16 protein-coding genes are annotated in these 14,158 nt (G+C 70.6%); 8 read left to right on the forward strand and 8 right to left on the reverse strand.

What is annotated here, in order from left to right; translation table 11 throughout:
* Positions 1–107 precede the first annotated feature (107 nt).
* The 3 genes from BFF78_RS01755 to BFF78_RS01765 form a co-directional block, all read right to left on the reverse strand.
* Entirely contained in the window at positions 108–467 is a 360-nt protein-coding gene (locus tag BFF78_RS01755; protein WP_069776630.1) for a zinc ribbon domain-containing protein YjdM, read from the reverse strand.
* Between the two features lie 147 nt (positions 468–614).
* Positions 615–1,529: an SDR family oxidoreductase gene (locus BFF78_RS01760; protein ID WP_069776631.1), complete on the reverse strand. Its 915-nt coding sequence runs from the start codon at positions 1,527–1,529 to the stop codon at positions 615–617.
* 14 nt (positions 1,530–1,543) lie between these two features.
* Positions 1,544–2,329 (reverse strand): SDR family oxidoreductase, encoded by a 786-nt coding sequence (locus BFF78_RS01765; protein ID WP_069776632.1) that lies wholly within the window; start codon positions 2,327–2,329, stop codon positions 1,544–1,546.
* Positions 2,330–2,408: 79 nt separating this feature from the next.
* Here BFF78_RS01765 and BFF78_RS01770 point away from each other — a divergent pair, with 79 nt between their 5' ends.
* The 4 genes from BFF78_RS01770 to BFF78_RS01785 are packed head-to-tail and all read left to right on the forward strand — an operon-like array spanning position 2,409 to position 5,846.
* A complete protein-coding gene (locus BFF78_RS01770) occupies positions 2,409–3,164 on the forward strand; it encodes an enoyl-CoA hydratase family protein (protein WP_069776633.1) in 756 nt (251 codons plus the stop codon).
* Positions 3,161–4,024: a CoA transferase subunit A gene (locus tag BFF78_RS01775; RefSeq protein ID WP_418346606.1), complete on the forward strand. Its 864-nt coding sequence runs from the start codon at positions 3,161–3,163 to the stop codon at positions 4,022–4,024. Before BFF78_RS01770 ends, BFF78_RS01775 begins: the two co-directional genes overlap by 4 nt.
* Entirely contained in the window at positions 4,024–4,785 is a 762-nt protein-coding gene (locus tag BFF78_RS01780; RefSeq protein WP_069783304.1) for a CoA-transferase subunit beta, read from the forward strand. Before BFF78_RS01775 ends, BFF78_RS01780 begins: the two co-directional genes overlap by 1 nt.
* On the forward strand, positions 4,782–5,846 hold the full coding sequence (locus tag BFF78_RS01785; RefSeq protein ID WP_069776635.1) for an NAD(P)H-dependent flavin oxidoreductase: 1,065 nt from the start codon (positions 4,782–4,784) through the stop codon (positions 5,844–5,846). Before BFF78_RS01780 ends, BFF78_RS01785 begins: the two co-directional genes overlap by 4 nt.
* Before the next feature lie 187 nt (positions 5,847–6,033).
* Here the strand turns inward: BFF78_RS01785 and rpsR are convergent, their stop codons facing one another.
* Genes rpsR through rpmG form a run of 4 tightly spaced genes read right to left on the reverse strand, consistent with a single transcriptional unit; the run spans position 6,034 to position 7,890 of the window.
* Positions 6,034–6,276 carry a 30S ribosomal protein S18 gene (gene rpsR, locus BFF78_RS01790; RefSeq protein ID WP_069776636.1) on the reverse strand — a complete coding sequence of 81 codons (243 nt, stop codon included), beginning with the start codon at positions 6,274–6,276 and terminating at the stop codon, positions 6,034–6,036.
* A gap of 20 nt (positions 6,277–6,296) precedes the next feature.
* Positions 6,297–7,466: a CobW family GTP-binding protein gene (locus BFF78_RS01795; RefSeq protein WP_069776637.1), complete on the reverse strand. Its 1,170-nt coding sequence runs from the start codon at positions 7,464–7,466 to the stop codon at positions 6,297–6,299.
* Entirely contained in the window at positions 7,463–7,720 is a 258-nt protein-coding gene (locus BFF78_RS01800) for a type B 50S ribosomal protein L31 (protein WP_069776638.1), read from the reverse strand. The genes BFF78_RS01795 and BFF78_RS01800 overlap by 4 nt, the downstream gene beginning before the upstream one ends.
* A 5-nt stretch (positions 7,721–7,725) precedes the next feature.
* Positions 7,726–7,890: a 50S ribosomal protein L33 gene (gene rpmG, locus BFF78_RS01805; protein ID WP_069776639.1), complete on the reverse strand. Its 165-nt coding sequence runs from the start codon at positions 7,888–7,890 to the stop codon at positions 7,726–7,728.
* 80 nt (positions 7,891–7,970) lie between these two features.
* Here rpmG and rpmB point away from each other — a divergent pair, with 80 nt between their 5' ends.
* Positions 7,971–8,207, forward strand: a complete 237-nt coding sequence (gene rpmB, locus BFF78_RS01810; RefSeq protein WP_069776640.1) for a 50S ribosomal protein L28 — start codon at positions 7,971–7,973, stop codon at positions 8,205–8,207.
* Entirely contained in the window at positions 8,207–8,512 is a 306-nt protein-coding gene (rpsN, locus tag BFF78_RS01815) for a 30S ribosomal protein S14 (protein ID WP_069776641.1), read from the forward strand. The genes rpmB and rpsN overlap by 1 nt, the downstream gene beginning before the upstream one ends.
* Before the next feature lie 94 nt (positions 8,513–8,606).
* Here rpsN and BFF78_RS01820 read toward each other — a convergent pair whose 3' ends face one another.
* Positions 8,607–10,673 carry a putative Ig domain-containing protein gene (locus BFF78_RS01820; RefSeq protein WP_069776642.1) on the reverse strand — a complete coding sequence of 689 codons (2,067 nt, stop codon included), beginning with the start codon at positions 10,671–10,673 and terminating at the stop codon, positions 8,607–8,609.
* 452 nt (positions 10,674–11,125) lie between these two features.
* On the opposite strand from BFF78_RS01820, the gene BFF78_RS01825 reads away from it, so the two are divergent.
* The gene (locus BFF78_RS01825; RefSeq protein WP_069776643.1) at positions 11,126–11,989 is read left to right on the forward strand and encodes a trypsin-like serine peptidase; all 864 of its coding nucleotides are present in this window, start codon (positions 11,126–11,128) and stop codon (positions 11,987–11,989) included.
* A 294-nt stretch (positions 11,990–12,283) separates the two neighbouring features.
* Complete coding sequence (locus BFF78_RS01830) at positions 12,284–13,753, forward strand: YibE/F family protein (protein WP_418346741.1); 1,470 nt, start codon at positions 12,284–12,286, stop codon at positions 13,751–13,753.
* Positions 13,754–14,158 lie beyond the last annotated feature (405 nt).

The following is a 14,158-nucleotide window of genomic DNA, read 5'->3' on the forward strand; positions in this document are numbered from 1 at the left end:
GCTGCCATTGCGGATACGGACAACAAAGCATCTAACCAATTGCGAAATTTTGCAATTCTGCATCAGGGTGCCGCCCACGCCCCTGCGCCCGGAAAGCGCGGGGGCGATCAGGCTTTCTTGATCACGCTGGACTTGAGTTGCATCGCCCCGAAGCCGTCGATCCTGCAGTCGATGTCGTGCCCGTCCGTCCCGTCGACCAGCCGGATGTTGCGCACCTTGGTGCCGGCCTTGATCCCGGAGGGGCTGCCCTTCACCTTGAGCGCCTTCACGACGACCACCGAGTCGCCGTCCTGGAGCACATTGCCGACGGAGTCCTTGACGACCCGCTCCCCGGCGGCGTCCCCGCCTTCGGTCCCGCTCTCGGCGGCAACCCATTCGTGGCCGCACTCCGGGCACACCACAAGGGCGTTCATCTCGTAGGTGTACTCACAGGAGCACTTGGGACAGGGAGGAAGGTTCTCAATCATTCCGCCAGGGTATCCGGCCCCGGTGTCAGCCCCGAGCCGGCGAGGAGCGCCCTTTGCCGGCCGACGTCGAGGAGCAAGCGGTGGGCCGGCCCGCCGGTCCACGGCCGGGCGTCCGCCGCGGGCGCCCGGCCTTACCGGGCCTCAGGGTCACCGTGCCCCGTAGACCGGCTGCGGGCGCTCCGCGTCGGCGAGCAGTTTCAGCGCTGTCTCGCCGGCCTCGGCCGGGGTCCAGCGGGCGCCCTTGTCGGCAGTGGGGCCCGGGCGCCAGCCCTCCATCACGGTGATCCGGCCGGCCTCGGCCTCGAAGACCCGGCCGGTCACCCCGGCGGAGGCGGCGGAGCCCAGCCAGACGACGAGGGGGGAGACGTTCTCCGGGGCCATGGCGTCGAAGGCACCCTCCTCGGGGGCGGCCATGGTGTCGGCGAAGGTCCGCTCGGTCATCCGGGTGCGGGCGGCGGGGGCGATCGCGTTGACCTGGACGCCGTACCCGGCCAGTTCGGCGGCGGCGACGAGGGTCAGGCCGACGATCCCCGCCTTCGCCGCGGCGTAGTTGCCCTGGCCGACGCTGCCCAGCAGCCCGGCTCCGGAGCCGGTGTTGACGACACGCGCCGCGGGCGTACGGCCGGCCTTCGCCTCGGTGCGCCAGTGTGCGGCGGCGTGCTTCAGCGGCAGGAAGTGGCCCTTGAGGTGGACGCGTACGACGGCGTCCCAGTCGTCCTCGTCGAGGTTGACGAGCATGCGGTCGCGCAGGAACCCCGCGTTGTTGACGAGCGTGTCGAGGCGGCCGAAGGCGTTCAGGGCGGTGGCGATGAGCGAGGCCGCGCCGTCGGCGGTCGCGATGTCGCCGCCGTGGGCGACGGCCTCCCCGCCGAGCGCCCGGATCTCCTCGACGACCTGCTGAGCGGGCCCGGCCGCCCCACCGGTGCCGTCGAGGCCGACGCCGAGGTCGTTGACGACGACCTTGGCGCCCTCGGCGGCCAGGGCGAGGGCGTGCGCGCGGCCGAGCCCGCGCCCGGCGCCGGTGACGACGGCGACGCGTCCGGTGCAGATTCCGGTGGTCATGGCTGTCCTGCCTTTCACGACGGTCGGTGGTTGGCGGTGGCGGCGTCGAGGAAGGCGGGGCGCTCCCCTCCGCCGTGGACGAGCAGGCCGGCGCCGCTGATGTACGCGGCGCGGTCGGAGGCGAGGAAGACGCAGGCGTCGCCGACGTCGGAGGGCTCCGCGAGCCTGCCCAGTGGCACGGTGCGGCCGACGGCCTCGATGCCCGCCTCGTCGCCGTAGTGCAGTGGGGAGAGCTCGGTGCGGACCATGCCGAGGACCACGGTGTTGACCCGTATCGCCGGCGCCCATTCCACGGCCATGGAGCGGGCGAGGTTCTCCAGGCCCGCCTTGGCCGCTCCGTACGCCGCGCTGCCAGGGGACGGGCGGGTTCCGCTGACGCTGCCGATCATGGTGATCGAACCGCCCGATTCCTGACCGCGCATCAGCTCGTAGGCGGCGAGGGAGGTGTTCAGGGGCGCGAGGAGGTTCAGTTCGACCACCCGCGCGTGCCGTGCGGCTCCGCCCTCGCCGAGCAGCCGGAAGGGGGTCCCCCCGGCGTTGTTGACGAGGGTGTCCAACCGCCCGTACGCCGCCCGCACTCGCTCGAAGAAGGCGTGGACCGCCTCGGGGTCGCGAAGGTCGACGGGGTGGAACTCGGCGCTCCGCCCGGCCGCCTCTACGGGCTCGTCCGGGGGGCGGCGCGCGCAGGTCACGACCTCCGCGCCCGCGGCGAGCAGGGCCCGGGTGATCCCCGCGCCGACCCCCCGTGTTCCGCCGGTGACGACTGCCACGCGTCCGGACAGATCGGTGATCGCTGCCAATGGGCACCTCCCGCAGCGAGCGGACCGCTGCTACCTTTCCACCTAACAAATGTTTGGTGGAAAGGTAGCTGATCTGCTCATGGGTGTCTCCACCACCGCCCCGGAAGCGGGCATCGCCGTCGTCACCGTGGACTTCCCGCCGGTCAACGCCCTGCCGGTACAGGGCTGGTACGACCTGGCCGCCGCCGTGCGCGCCGCCGGGTCCGACCCCGGGGTGCGCTGCGTCGTCCTCACCGCCGCGGGCCGTGGCTTCAACGCCGGCGTCGACATCAAGGAGATGCAGCGCACCGAGGGTCATGAGGCACTCATCGGCGCCAACCGCGGCTGCTTCGAGGCGTTCTCCGCGGTCTACGACTGTGCGGTCCCGGTGGTCGCCGCCGTGCACGGCTTCTGCCTGGGCGGCGGCATCGGCCTGGTGGGAAACGCCGACGCGATCGTGGCGAGCGAGGACGCGACCTTCGGGCTGCCCGAGCTGGACCGCGGCGCACTGGGAGCGGCCACCCACCTCGCCCGGCTGGTCCCCCAGCACCTGATGCGCGCGCTGTACTACACCTCGCGCACCGTCACCGCCGAGGAACTGCACCGGCACGGCTCGGTCTGGCAGGTGGTAGCCCGTGCACAACTCCTTGACGCGACAATGGAGTTGGCTCGGGAGATCGCCGCGAAGGACGGATGTCTCATTCGCCTCGCCAAGGCCGCGATCAACGGCATCGACCCGGTCGACGTCCGCCGCAGCTACCGCTACGAGCAGGGCTTCACCTTCGAAGCCAACCTCAGCGGCATCGCCGACCAGCACCGCGACGCCTTCGTATCGGCCAAGGAGGACCGGAGTTGAGGGACAAGACGATGACCCCCGAGCAGGTCGTGGGCCGTCTGCGCAGCGGCATGACGATCGGAATCGGCGGCTGGGGTTCGCGGCGCAAGCCGATGGCGCTGGTACGGGTGCTGCTCCGCTCGGACGTCACCGATCTGACCGTGGTGTCGTACGGCGGCCCGGACGTCGGGCTGCTGGCGGCTGCCGGGAAGGTCCGCAAGCTGGTCGCGGCGTTCGCGACGCTCGACTCGATCCCGCTGGAACCGCACTTCACCGCTGCCCGGCAACGGGGGGCGTTCGAGCTGGTGGAACTGGACGAGGCGATGGTGATGTGGGGGCTGACGGCCGCGGTGCACCGGCTGCCGTTCATGCCGATCCGGGCCGGCCTGGGTTCGGATGTGATGCGGGTCAACTCGCAGCTGCGGACGGTGACATCGCCGTACGACGACGGCGAGGAGCTGGCCGCCGTGCCCGCCCTGCGCCTGGACGCCGCACTCGTCCACCTCAACCGGGCCGATGTCCACGGCAACGGCCAGTACCTCGGCCCCGACCCGTACTTCGACGACCTGTTCTGCGAGGCCGCCGACGCCGCGTACGTCTCCTGCGAGCGGATCGTGGACACCGCTGACCTGCTCAAGGAGGCCGGGCCGCAGACACTTCTGGTCAGGCGCGCGTTCGTGGACGGCGTCGTCGAGGCCCCGAACGGCGCACACTTCACCTCCTGCGCCCCGGACCACGACCGCGACGAGGCGTTCCAGCGCGCCTACGCCCGGGCCGCCCGGGACCCGGAGGCCTGGCGGGCCTTCGCCGACCGGTTCCTGTCCGGCGACGAGGACGCCTACCAGGCCGCGGTGGCGGCGTTCCACAAGGAGGAAGCGTGATCACGACGAAGGCGACGCGAGCCGAGACGTGCGTTCTGGCGTGCGCCGAGGCCTGGCGGGGCGCGGGCGAGATCCTGGCCAGCCCGATGGGCACGATCCCGGCGATCGGGGCCCGGCTGGCGAAGCTCACCTTCTCCCCCGAGCTGCTGCTGACCGACGGCGAGGCACTGCTCATCGGCGACGTCCCGGCGGTCGGCGCCGAGGCGGAGGTGGTGGAGGGCTGGCTGCCGTACCGCCGGCACCTGGCGCTGGTCGCCACCGGGCGGCGGCACGTGATGATGGGCGCGAGCCAGCTCGACCGGCACGGCAACCAGAACATCTCCTGCATCGGCGACTGGGCCCGGCCCACCCGCCAGCTGCTGGGCGTGCGCGGCGCTCCGGTCAACACCCTGAACAACCCGACCAGTTACTGGGTGCCGCGGCATTCGCGGCGGGTGTTCGTGGAGCGGGTCGACATGGTCTGCGGCGTCGGCTACGACCGTGCTGCCGCTGCCGGACCCTCAGCGACCCGCTACCACCGCCTCGCGCACGTCGTCACCGACCTGGGTGTCCTCGACTTCGAGACCCCGGACCGGACGATGCGGCTGCGCTCACTGCATCCCGGGGTCACCGTCGAGCAGGTCGTCGAGGCCACCGGCTTCGAGCTCGCGGTCCCCGACGAGGTGCCGTACACCCGCGCACCCACCGACGAGGAACTGCGCTTGATCCGTGAGGTCATCGATCCCCGGGGGATGCGCGAACACGAGGTGCCGCCGGCATGACGGAGTTCAGGATCGACACCCCCCTGACCAGGCTCGTCGGGGTCCGACACCCCATCGTGCAGACCGGTATGGGGTGGGTGGCCGGACCCCGCCTGGTCTCGGCCGCCGCGGGCGCCGGAGCGCTCGGCACCCTCGCCTCCGCCACCATGACCACCGCTCAGCTCCGCTCCGCCGTCCGCGAGGTGAAGTCCCGCACGGACGCGCCCTTCGGGGTCAACCTGCGGGCGGACGCCGGGGACGCGGCCGAGCGCGTACGGATCATCGTCGACGAGGGGGTGAAGGTCGCCTCGTTCGCTCTCGCCCCCTCCCGGGAGCTGATCGCGAGACTCAAGGACGCCGGAGTGGTCGTCATCCCCTCCATCGGCGCCCGGCGGCACGCCGAGAAGGTCGCCGCGTGGGGCGCCGACGCGGTGGTGGTACAGGGCGGCGAGGGCGGCGGCCACACCGGCAACGTCGCCACCACCGTCCTGCTCCCGCAGATCGTGGACGCCGTGGACATCCCGGTCATCGCGGCCGGCGGTTTCCACGACGGCCGCGGCCTGGTCGCCGCGCTGGCCTACGGCGCCGCCGGGATCGCCATGGGCACCCGGTTCCTGCTCACCGCCGACAGCACCGTCCCCGACGCGGTCAAGGCCCGCTACCTGACCGCGTCGGTCCACGACGTCACCGTCACCACCAAGGTCGACGGCCTGCCGCACCGGATGCTGCGCACCGAACTGGTCGACGCCCTCGAGCGCTCGGGCCGAACCGCCGCGCTGCTCCGGGCGATCCGCCACGCGGCGGCGTTCAGGCAGCACACCGGCATGAGCTGGGCCCGGATGGCGCGCGACGGCCTGGCCATGAAGCACGGCAAGGAACTGACCTGGAGTCAGGTGCTACTGGCCGCCAACACACCCATGCTGCTCAAGGCATCCATGGTCGAGGGCCGCACCGACCTCGGCGTGATGGCCTCCGGCCAGGTCGCGGGCCTGATCGACGACCTCCCGTCCTGCACCGACCTCGTCAGACGCATCATGGGCGAGGCTCAGGCCACCCTCCGCGCACTGCCACCAGCGGGCTGAATCCCCCACTCCTACAGCGGGTGTCGGAGGTTCGGACGTCTCGTCCGGGGCCGTTTGCGAGGACACGGTCTACCACCCGGGGTGGCATCGACTTCGGTGGTGAATCCCTCAGCGGCGCAAACAGTGCCTGCACCCTCCGGGCCTGCGGCACCCGGGCGTGCGTCGACTCCGGCGGGTGCCCATCGCCCTATCGGGAGCTGTAGGGCAGGAGCGCCATCTCGCGTGCGTTCTTGACGGCCTGTGCTATCTGCCGCTGCTGCTGGCGCGTCACGTGGGTCACGCGACGGCTGCGGATCTTTCCGCGGTCGGAGATGAACTTCCGCAGCAAGTCGGTGTCCTTGTAGTCGATGTAGGTGATGCCGGCGGTGTCCAGGGGGTTGGTGCGCTGGCGCTTGGCGGTCTGCCGCCGGGTGCTTGTGCGTCGGGTCATGGTGAGGTCGGTCCTCTCTTTCAGGTCACGGGGTCGAGCAAGTCGTCGAATGCGTGTGGGAGTTGCTTCCAGCGGTCCCTGCCCGCCGCGTACTCGTCGTCGGTGAGCAGGCAGGAGTCGAGCAGGGCCGACAGGCCGTCGCGGTCCAGGCCGGGCGAGATGAAGGTGAGGTACTGGCAGCGGTCACCGTGTTCGGGGTGCCAGTCCACGGAGGCGGCGATACGGCGCTCGGCGGGCACCATCTCCCAGGCGGCGTCGGGCAGTGCGGCCAGCCAGGGCCCGGCCGACTCCACACACAGCGCCCCGCCGGCGGCGTCCCAGGACAGCAGTGTGTCGGGGCGGTCCGCCAGCCAGAACCGCCCACGGCTGCGGGCGGCCGCGCAGGTGAGGTCCTCAAGCGCCGCGTACAGGCGCTGCGGATGGAAGGGGCGTTCGCGCCGCCAGACGAAGGTGCTCACGCCGTGCTCGTCGCACTCCTGCGGCAGCAGCGCGCACGCAGGATGCACACGGGCGGCGGCCGCTGCCACGTCGAAGCCCGCCGACAGCGCTGCCCCCAGGGCGCCGTCGCTCTCCACACGCACCTTTCGCGCTCCGGGTGTGAGCTGGGCGAGCAGTGTGTGGTCGGTGTCGTCGGCGACCTCGTCGCAAGAATCGGCGTCGCCGAGGGCAATCACCGTGGGGTACTCCAGCTGCCGGGCGAAGGTGTCGGCGACCGTGCGCTGGTCGGTCGACGCGGCGGCGAGGCCGGCGTCGGCCAGGTCGTCGCCGTTGGACAGGTACGGCAGGACGAGTGCCGGGTCGACCGCGGTGGCGACCCCGGTCAGGGCCAGCGGTGCGCCCGCGGCGGCGATGACCGCGGCCATGGCCTGCGGCTCGACGGAGTCCCACAGTTCCACGACGGCCAGCCGGTACCTTCCCTCCGCTGCGAGCCGCAGCAGTTCGGGGACGAGGTCCTCGCGCAACGCGCAGCAGGCGCAGTCGTTCACCAGGGGTGCGTCGCCGCTGCCCAGCAGTCCGTCGGCGTCGCGCACCGTGCGGTGCACCGCCCTGTCGGCGGCGGATGTCAGGTCGTGGTGCAGCGCGACCGAGCCGGGGACCGTACGCAGGATGTCCGCCACGGCGGCCCGGCGGGCGTCGGCGTGCAACCCGCCGACGATCGCCACCGGCAGCCGCGCCTCGTCCCGGTTCACGGCTTGCTCCGTCGGCGTCCGTAGCGCCGCTCGAAACGCTCGACCCGCCCCGCGGTGTCCAGGACCCGCTGGGTGCCGGTGTAGAAGGGGTGGCTCGCCGAGGAGATCTCGACGTCGATGACCGGGTAGGTGTTGCCGTCCTCCCATTCGATGGTCTTGTCGCTCGTGGCCGTGGACCGGGTGAGGAAGGCGTGGTCGGCGGCCCGGTCACGGAAGACGACCGGGCGGTACTCGGGGTGGATTCCGGGCTTCACGGCGCTCAGCGCTCCTCACGGAAATCGACGTGGCGGCCGGCGAGCGGGTCGTACTTGCGCAGGGTGAGCCGGTCTGGGTTGTTACGGCGGTTCTTGCGGGTCACGTAGGTGTAGCCGGTACCGGCGGTGGACCTCAGCTTGATGATCGGGCGCAGTTCGTTACGGGCCATGGACAAACCATACATGGGATTGGTTTTCATTTTCATCAAGGGCTAGTGTGCTGCTGCATCCACCCAAAGGAGGAACAGCCATGTCCGCCCACTGCCAACTCACCGGCCGGCAACCCGGCTTCGGGCACCGCATCTCCCGCTCGCACCGGCGCAGCAAGCGCCGCTTCGACCCCAACATCCAGCACAAGCGCTTCTGGCTGCCGAGCGAAAGCCGCCACGTCCGGCTCACCCTCTCGGCCAAGGGCATCAAGACCGTCGACACGATCGGCATCGAGGCCGCGGTGGCCCGCATCCGCGCCCGGGGAGGGAAGATCTGATGGCGAAGAAGAGCAAGATCGCGAAGAATGAGCAGCGGCGCCTCGTCGTGACCCGCTACGCCGCGCGCCGCGCCGCACTGAAGGCGATCATCGCGTTCCCCGGAAGCTCCGACGAGGACCACGCCGCCGCCCAGCGGGAACTGCGCCGACAGCCCCGCGACGCCAGCGCCACCCGCCTGCGCAACCGCGACTGCGTGGACGGCCGCCCCCGAGGCCACCTGCGCGCCTTCGGCCTGTCCCGCATCCGCGTACGCGAGATGGCCCACGCGGGCGAGCTCCCCGGCGTGACCAAGAGCAGTTGGTGACCCGGCACGCCGAGGGCCCCACAACGGGCACGGGTAACGGCGTGTCCCGCACGCGGACGGCTTCCGCGTGCGGGACCCGGGGCCGTACAGAGGATCAGCTGGTCGTCAGGGCGGTGTCGTCCACGACGAAGCTGGTCTGGAGCGAGGAGTCCTCCACGCCGTTGAACTTCAGGGTGACCGTCGACCCCGCGAAGGACGACAGGTCGAAGCTCTTCTGGGCGTACCCGGAGTTGTGGTTGAGGTTCGAGTAGGTCGCCAGGGTGGTCGAACCGGCGGTCACCGTCAGCTTGTCGTACGCGGTGCTGGTGGTGGTCTCGGCGGTGTCGATGTGCAGGTAGAAGGTCAGCGTGGCCTTGCAGCCGGCCGGGATCGTCACCGACTGGGACAGCGTGTCGGTGTGCGAGGAGCCGTAGCCGTCCAGCCAGGCGTAGTACGAGCCGCCGTGGGCCGCCTCACCGGTGTCGTTGGTGATGACCCCACTCGTCGCGCTCCAGCCGGTGCTGCCCGACTCGAAGCCGGGGTTGGCCAGCAGCTGGGAGGAGGTGCAGCCGCCACCGCCGGAGCCGACGGTCCAGGTGAAGGAGGTCGAGCCGGAGGCGCCGGTGGAGTCCTTCGCGGTGACCGTGACCTGGTAGGTGCCCGCCGTGGACGCCGTGCCGGAGATCAGGCCGGTGGAGCTGTTGATGGACAGCCCCGTCGGCAGCCCGCTCGCGCTGTAGGTGAGGGAGGCGCCGCCGCTGTCGGTGGCCTTGATCTGCAGGCTGACCGAGCTTCCGGTGGTGGTCGACTGGCTGCCGGGGTTGGTGACGCTCACCGTGTTGCCACCGGTGGAGCCGGCGGTGAAGGCGGTGGTGCCGTTCGGGGTGCCCCAGCCGGTCGGCCCGTCGTAGCCGGTGCCCGCGGCGCAGAAGTACGACGGGGAGCAGCTGCCGTTGTTGCCGCTGGTGACGTCGTACAGGTTGCCGGTGTGCTGGTAGGGGTACTTCGCCGGGTAGTCGCTAGAGCCCGGAGTGCCCGCGAGGGCGTAGACGGAGGCGATGATCGGCGAGCTGGCGCTGGTGCCGCCGTAGACCGCCCAGCCAGTGCCGCCGTAGGTGTCGTAGACCGCGACGCCGGTGGCCGGGTCGGCGACCGCGGAGACGTCGGCCTCCATGCGCTTGGAGCAGCCGGTGTCGGTCTGCCAGCTCGGCTTCGGGTCGTAGGCCGAGCAGCCGGAGCCGGTGCCCTCGGTGGAGTTGGTGTGCCACACCGACTCGCTCCAGCCGCGGGAGTTGGAGGCGGTGGTGAGCGCGGTGCCGCCGACGGCCGTCACGTACTGGGACGTGGCCGGGTACTCGGCGCCGTAGGCGGAGTCACCCGAGGAGACCGTGATCGCGACACCCGGGTGCTTGAAGTACGAGGTGTCGTCGCTGGTCTGGGAGGAGGACTCGGAGCCGCCCCAGCTGTTGGAGACGAACTTGGCGCCGAGCGCCACGGCCTCGTTCTCGGCGGCGCCGAGGTCGGCCATGCTCGCGGAGTTCGCCTCGACCAGGATGATGGAGCAGTTCGGGCAGACCGCGCTGACCATGTCGATGTCGAGCATCTCTTCACCGGCCCAGCCGGTGTCGTTGGTCGGCAGCGAGGTGGTGGAACCGGTCTGGCTGACCTGCTTGAAGCAACCGTTGGCCTTGGTGCAGGACGACAGGCCGTACGTGGAACGGTACGTGCCCAGGTCCGACTCGGCATTGGGGTCGTTGTAGGCGTCCACAATGCCGACCGTCATGCCCGAACCGGCCGCGGTGGGCAGGTTGTACGCGCTGTGCAGGTTGGCCGGGGAGAGGCCGGAGGGCGCGGCCGCGACGGCGGCGGCGAGGCGCTGCTTGATGTCGGTGCGGCGCTGGGCGAAACAGGACGCGTGGCCCGGCTCGGCGGTGGCGCACAGGTGCTGGGTCGGCACCTTCTGGCCGGCCTTGCCGGTGGAGTGATAGGTCTGCCGCCCGGGGGCGGTCAGCGCCTTGGCGTTCTGCGTGACCTTGGAGATCTGAGGGTGGGTCGCGGCGGGCTGAGCGCCGGCCGTCGGTGCGGCGGTGAATCCGGCGACGGTCAGAGTGAGGGCGGGGAAGGCGACGGCGACGAGTCTTCGCAGACTCCGTCTCCGCCCGCTCGGGCGTGACTCACGCATGGGTACTGCCTCCATCGGGAAGTGGGGTTTCTCGCACTGGATGGGCAGCCCGTGACGCGCGTAGCGGCGGCGGAACCGCGCAGTCATGAGCATGACACTCGCACACACCTGTCATGACACTGAGTGAGCGTGACATGACAGCATGCGAGAGGAAGGTAGCTCCGGAGGCGCCTACTCGGCAGTACCGGACAGAATTCTTTGCTCTTCCATAGGAAGCGGTTAGCCCCCTCATGGAGAGGGCGGATCCCAGTGATCATTGCGACACGTGGTCGGTTGATCAGGCCCCGAGCAGTCGAGACAGGCGCTCGGCTGGGGTTTCCGCGCGCTGCCAGAGGCCGGCCGGGGCGCGGAAGCAGACCGGGGTGCCGATGGCCGGTCCGGACGGTGGATTGTGACGGGAGCCTCCGGGTGAAGCACCTCCCGTTTTCCCTGCCCGCGTCGATAATGACCTTGTGCGCTCGCTAGTCAGGAATTCCATCCTGCCCCTCACGCTGGTCATCGTCGGGGCATCCGCAGTGATCGGTGACGCCGCAACCCATGCGGCCAGAAGCAGCGGGCGCAGCGGTTTCGGCAAGTCCGGCGAGCCGGGCCAGTCCCTGCGGGGCCAGGACCAGGACCTCCCCGTGACGGCCGCGGCCCATGACGGCAACGCGTACACCCCCCGCAGGACCGAGGAGAACGCCCGGATCGGCGCGGTCTTCGAGAAGGACGACCAGGGCGCCCACTTCTGCACGGCGAGCGTGGTGCAAAGTCCGGGCCGGAACATGCTGATCACCGCGGCCCACTGCGCCTTCGACGCCGACTCCGGACAGCCGCTGAACGACCTGGTCTTCGCCCCCGGCTACCGCAACGGCGACGAACCCACCGGCCTGTGGAAGGTCAGCAAGGTGGTCGTCGACGACCGCTGGGCCAAGTCGCAGGACGAGGACCTCGACTTCGCCTTCCTCGTCCTCGACCAGAAGGACGGCAAGGACATCCAGGACGTCCTGGGCGGCAACACCCTCGGCGTAAACCGCGGCTTCGACAACAAGGTCAAGATCACCGGCTATCCCGCCAGCCGTGACACCCCCGTCTCATGCCAGAACCACACCACGAAGTTCAGCGACACCCAGCTGCGCATCCAGTGCACCGGCCTCGAGGACGGAACCAGCGGCAGCCCCTGGCTCGCCGACTACGACCCCAAGAGCCACACCGGCACGGTCATCGGCGTCCTGGGCGGCCACGAGGGCGGCGGCGACCAGGACGATGTCTCCTACGCCGCGTACTTCGACGACGACATCGCCAAGCTCTACCGGCGCGCCCAGGACGAGGACTGAGCCCAGCTCATCCGCACCCCGCTCACGGCGGAGGGCCGTGGCCGCGAAGCGTGCCGGGGAGGGGCTGGGCGGCCCAGAGCCGACCCAGGAGGTTTCAATGGCCTACTCTTCCTCAGAGCCGCCGCGCAGGCCCGGCTTCGGAGGGGCAGGGACGACCGCGAGGGAGACGGCATGGGAGCCGCTGACCGGCAGAGCACCGGAAACTGGAACGGGGTCGGCGACCCGTCGGGGACCAGAGGTGGTCATGCGAGCGAGTACGGCCACGACTACGAATACAGGAATCCTCCCGAGTCGATGCCCCACCCCGGCTACGGGCCCGATGCCGACGCGGGTCACATTCCCTCGGCCATAGGCGGCCGTGGGCACGCCCCCGTGATGGGCAACGGGCCCATCACGGTCGCCGATGCCCGACATGGCTCCGGCCACGGTCCCGGAGCGGTCACCGACGGTCACGGACACGCGCACCCCCATGGACACAGCCACAGTCACGGTCCTGCCACGCCGGTCTCCCGGCACCTGCGCAAGGTCATCGCGGCGATCCTGATCCCCTTCACTGCCGCGGTCGTGGTGGGGCTCGTGGTGCTGTGGCCGGGAGGAGCCCCGCCGCACAAGCGCACCGGTGTCGGCTTCGACCAGCAGACCCAGCAGGCGACGGTCACCAGGGTCGTCGAGGTCAGCTGCAAGTCGGTGAACGCCTCCGGCGAGACCCCCACCGGCGACACCGCCACCGCCGAGGGCAACTCCGCGGCACAGGAGGCGAACGGCACCTGCCACAAGGCCACGATCCGCGTCGACACAGGCAAGGACAAGGGCCGTACCTTCACCGAGATCGTCCAGCCCGACCAGGCGCGACAGCTCCACCAGGGCGAGCAGGTCGTGACCGCCTACGAACCCTCCGCGCCCAAGGACCTGCAGTACTCGGTCACCGACGTCAACCGCCGCTTCCCCATGGGCCTGCTGGCCGGGATCTTCGCGCTCGCCGTCGTGGTGGTGGGCCGGCTGCGCGGCGTGATGGCGCTGGTCGCGCTGGCCGTCAGCTTCCTGGTGCTGAACTTCTTCATCCTGCCGGCGGTACTGCAGGGCTCGAACCCGCTCCTGGTGGCGGTGGTCGGGTCGAGTGCGATCATGCTGATCGCCCTGTACATGTGCCACGGCCTGTCGGCCCGCACCTCGGTGGCCGTGCTCGGCACACTGGTCTCACTGGCACTGATCGGCATCCTCGGCTCCCAGTTCATCGACTGGGCAGCGCTCACCGGCAACACCGACGACCAAACCGGCTTGATCCACGGCCTCTTCCCGAAGATCGACATGAGCGGCCTGCTGCTCGCCGGCGTCATCATCGGCTCCCTCGGCGTGCTCGACGATGTCACGGTGACGCAGACATCGGCCGTCTGGGAGCTGCACGACGCCAATCCCTCGATGGGCTGGCGCGGACTGTACCGGGCGGGCATCCGCATCGGCCGCGACCACATCGCCTCCGTGGTCAACACCCTCGTCCTCGCCTACGCCGGTGCCGCGCTGCCTCTCCTGCTCCTCTTCTCCATCGCGCAGAGCGGCGTGAGCACGGTCGCCAACAGCGAGCTGGTGGCCGAGGAGATCGTGCGCACGCTGGTGGGCTCGATCGGCCTGGTCGCCTCAGTACCGGTCACCACACTGCTCGCCGCCCTGGTGGTCTCCGCCGACCGGCCCGGCCCGCAAGCGGAAACGGCGACAGCGGGGGCGGCAGCGGCTGCGCGCCGGGGCGGGCGCCGGCGGAAGCGTTGAGAACGGTGTCTTCAAGGTGGCGCGCACCCCACCACTTCCAGCACGCGGGCACACACGCTTGCAAGCAGGGCCAACATTGGCGCTCGTGAGGATGGCAGAGGGCTCGGCAGCGTGCCCCGCACCGCTCTCATGCGTGCGCGATGCGTGAGCGGACGGTCCGGCACGAGGTGTCACATGCGGGATGGAGTACGCCGCTGCGCGGCGCTGACCAGGCATGACAGCACCACGCAGCAGCGTCGAGCCCCCGGCAAGTATTCGATCCCACTCCGGGCGGCTGATCCTGAACGGCGACGATCTTGCGGAACTGGGCGACCTCAAGGACCTCCGGCATGCCGCTCGGGAAGCGGGGCGTCCTCTCGGCTGCAAGACGACGACCCGCCGCCGCGGAAGGCAGTGAACCAGCGT

Source organism: Streptomyces fodineus (assembly GCF_001735805.1).
GTDB lineage: Bacteria > Actinomycetota > Actinomycetes > Streptomycetales > Streptomycetaceae > Streptomyces > Streptomyces fodineus.

Excerpts from the sequence above, each read along its gene's own strand:
- BFF78_RS01760 (WP_069776631.1), bottom strand. The coding sequence starts at position 1,529 with ATGACCACCGGAATCTGCACCGGACGCGTCGCCGTCGTCACCGGCGCC.
- rpsR (WP_069776636.1), bottom strand. The coding sequence starts at position 6,276 with ATGACCCGACGCACAAGCACCCGGCGGCAGACCGCCAAGCGCCAGCGC.
- BFF78_RS01820 (WP_069776642.1), bottom strand. The coding sequence starts at position 10,673 with ATGCGTGAGTCACGCCCGAGCGGGCGGAGACGGAGTCTGCGAAGACTC.
- BFF78_RS01830 (WP_418346741.1), top strand. The coding sequence starts at position 12,284 with ATGCCCCACCCCGGCTACGGGCCCGATGCCGACGCGGGTCACATTCCC.
- rpmB (WP_069776640.1), top strand. The coding sequence starts at position 7,971 with ATGTCCGCCCACTGCCAACTCACCGGCCGGCAACCCGGCTTCGGGCAC.
- rpmG (WP_069776639.1), bottom strand. The coding sequence starts at position 7,890 with ATGGCCCGTAACGAACTGCGCCCGATCATCAAGCTGAGGTCCACCGCC.
- BFF78_RS01755 (WP_069776630.1), bottom strand. The coding sequence starts at position 467 with ATGATTGAGAACCTTCCTCCCTGTCCCAAGTGCTCCTGTGAGTACACC.
- rpsN (WP_069776641.1), top strand. The coding sequence starts at position 8,207 with ATGGCGAAGAAGAGCAAGATCGCGAAGAATGAGCAGCGGCGCCTCGTC.
- BFF78_RS01785 (WP_069776635.1), top strand. The coding sequence starts at position 4,782 with ATGACGGAGTTCAGGATCGACACCCCCCTGACCAGGCTCGTCGGGGTC.
- BFF78_RS01770 (WP_069776633.1), top strand. The coding sequence starts at position 2,409 with ATGGGTGTCTCCACCACCGCCCCGGAAGCGGGCATCGCCGTCGTCACC.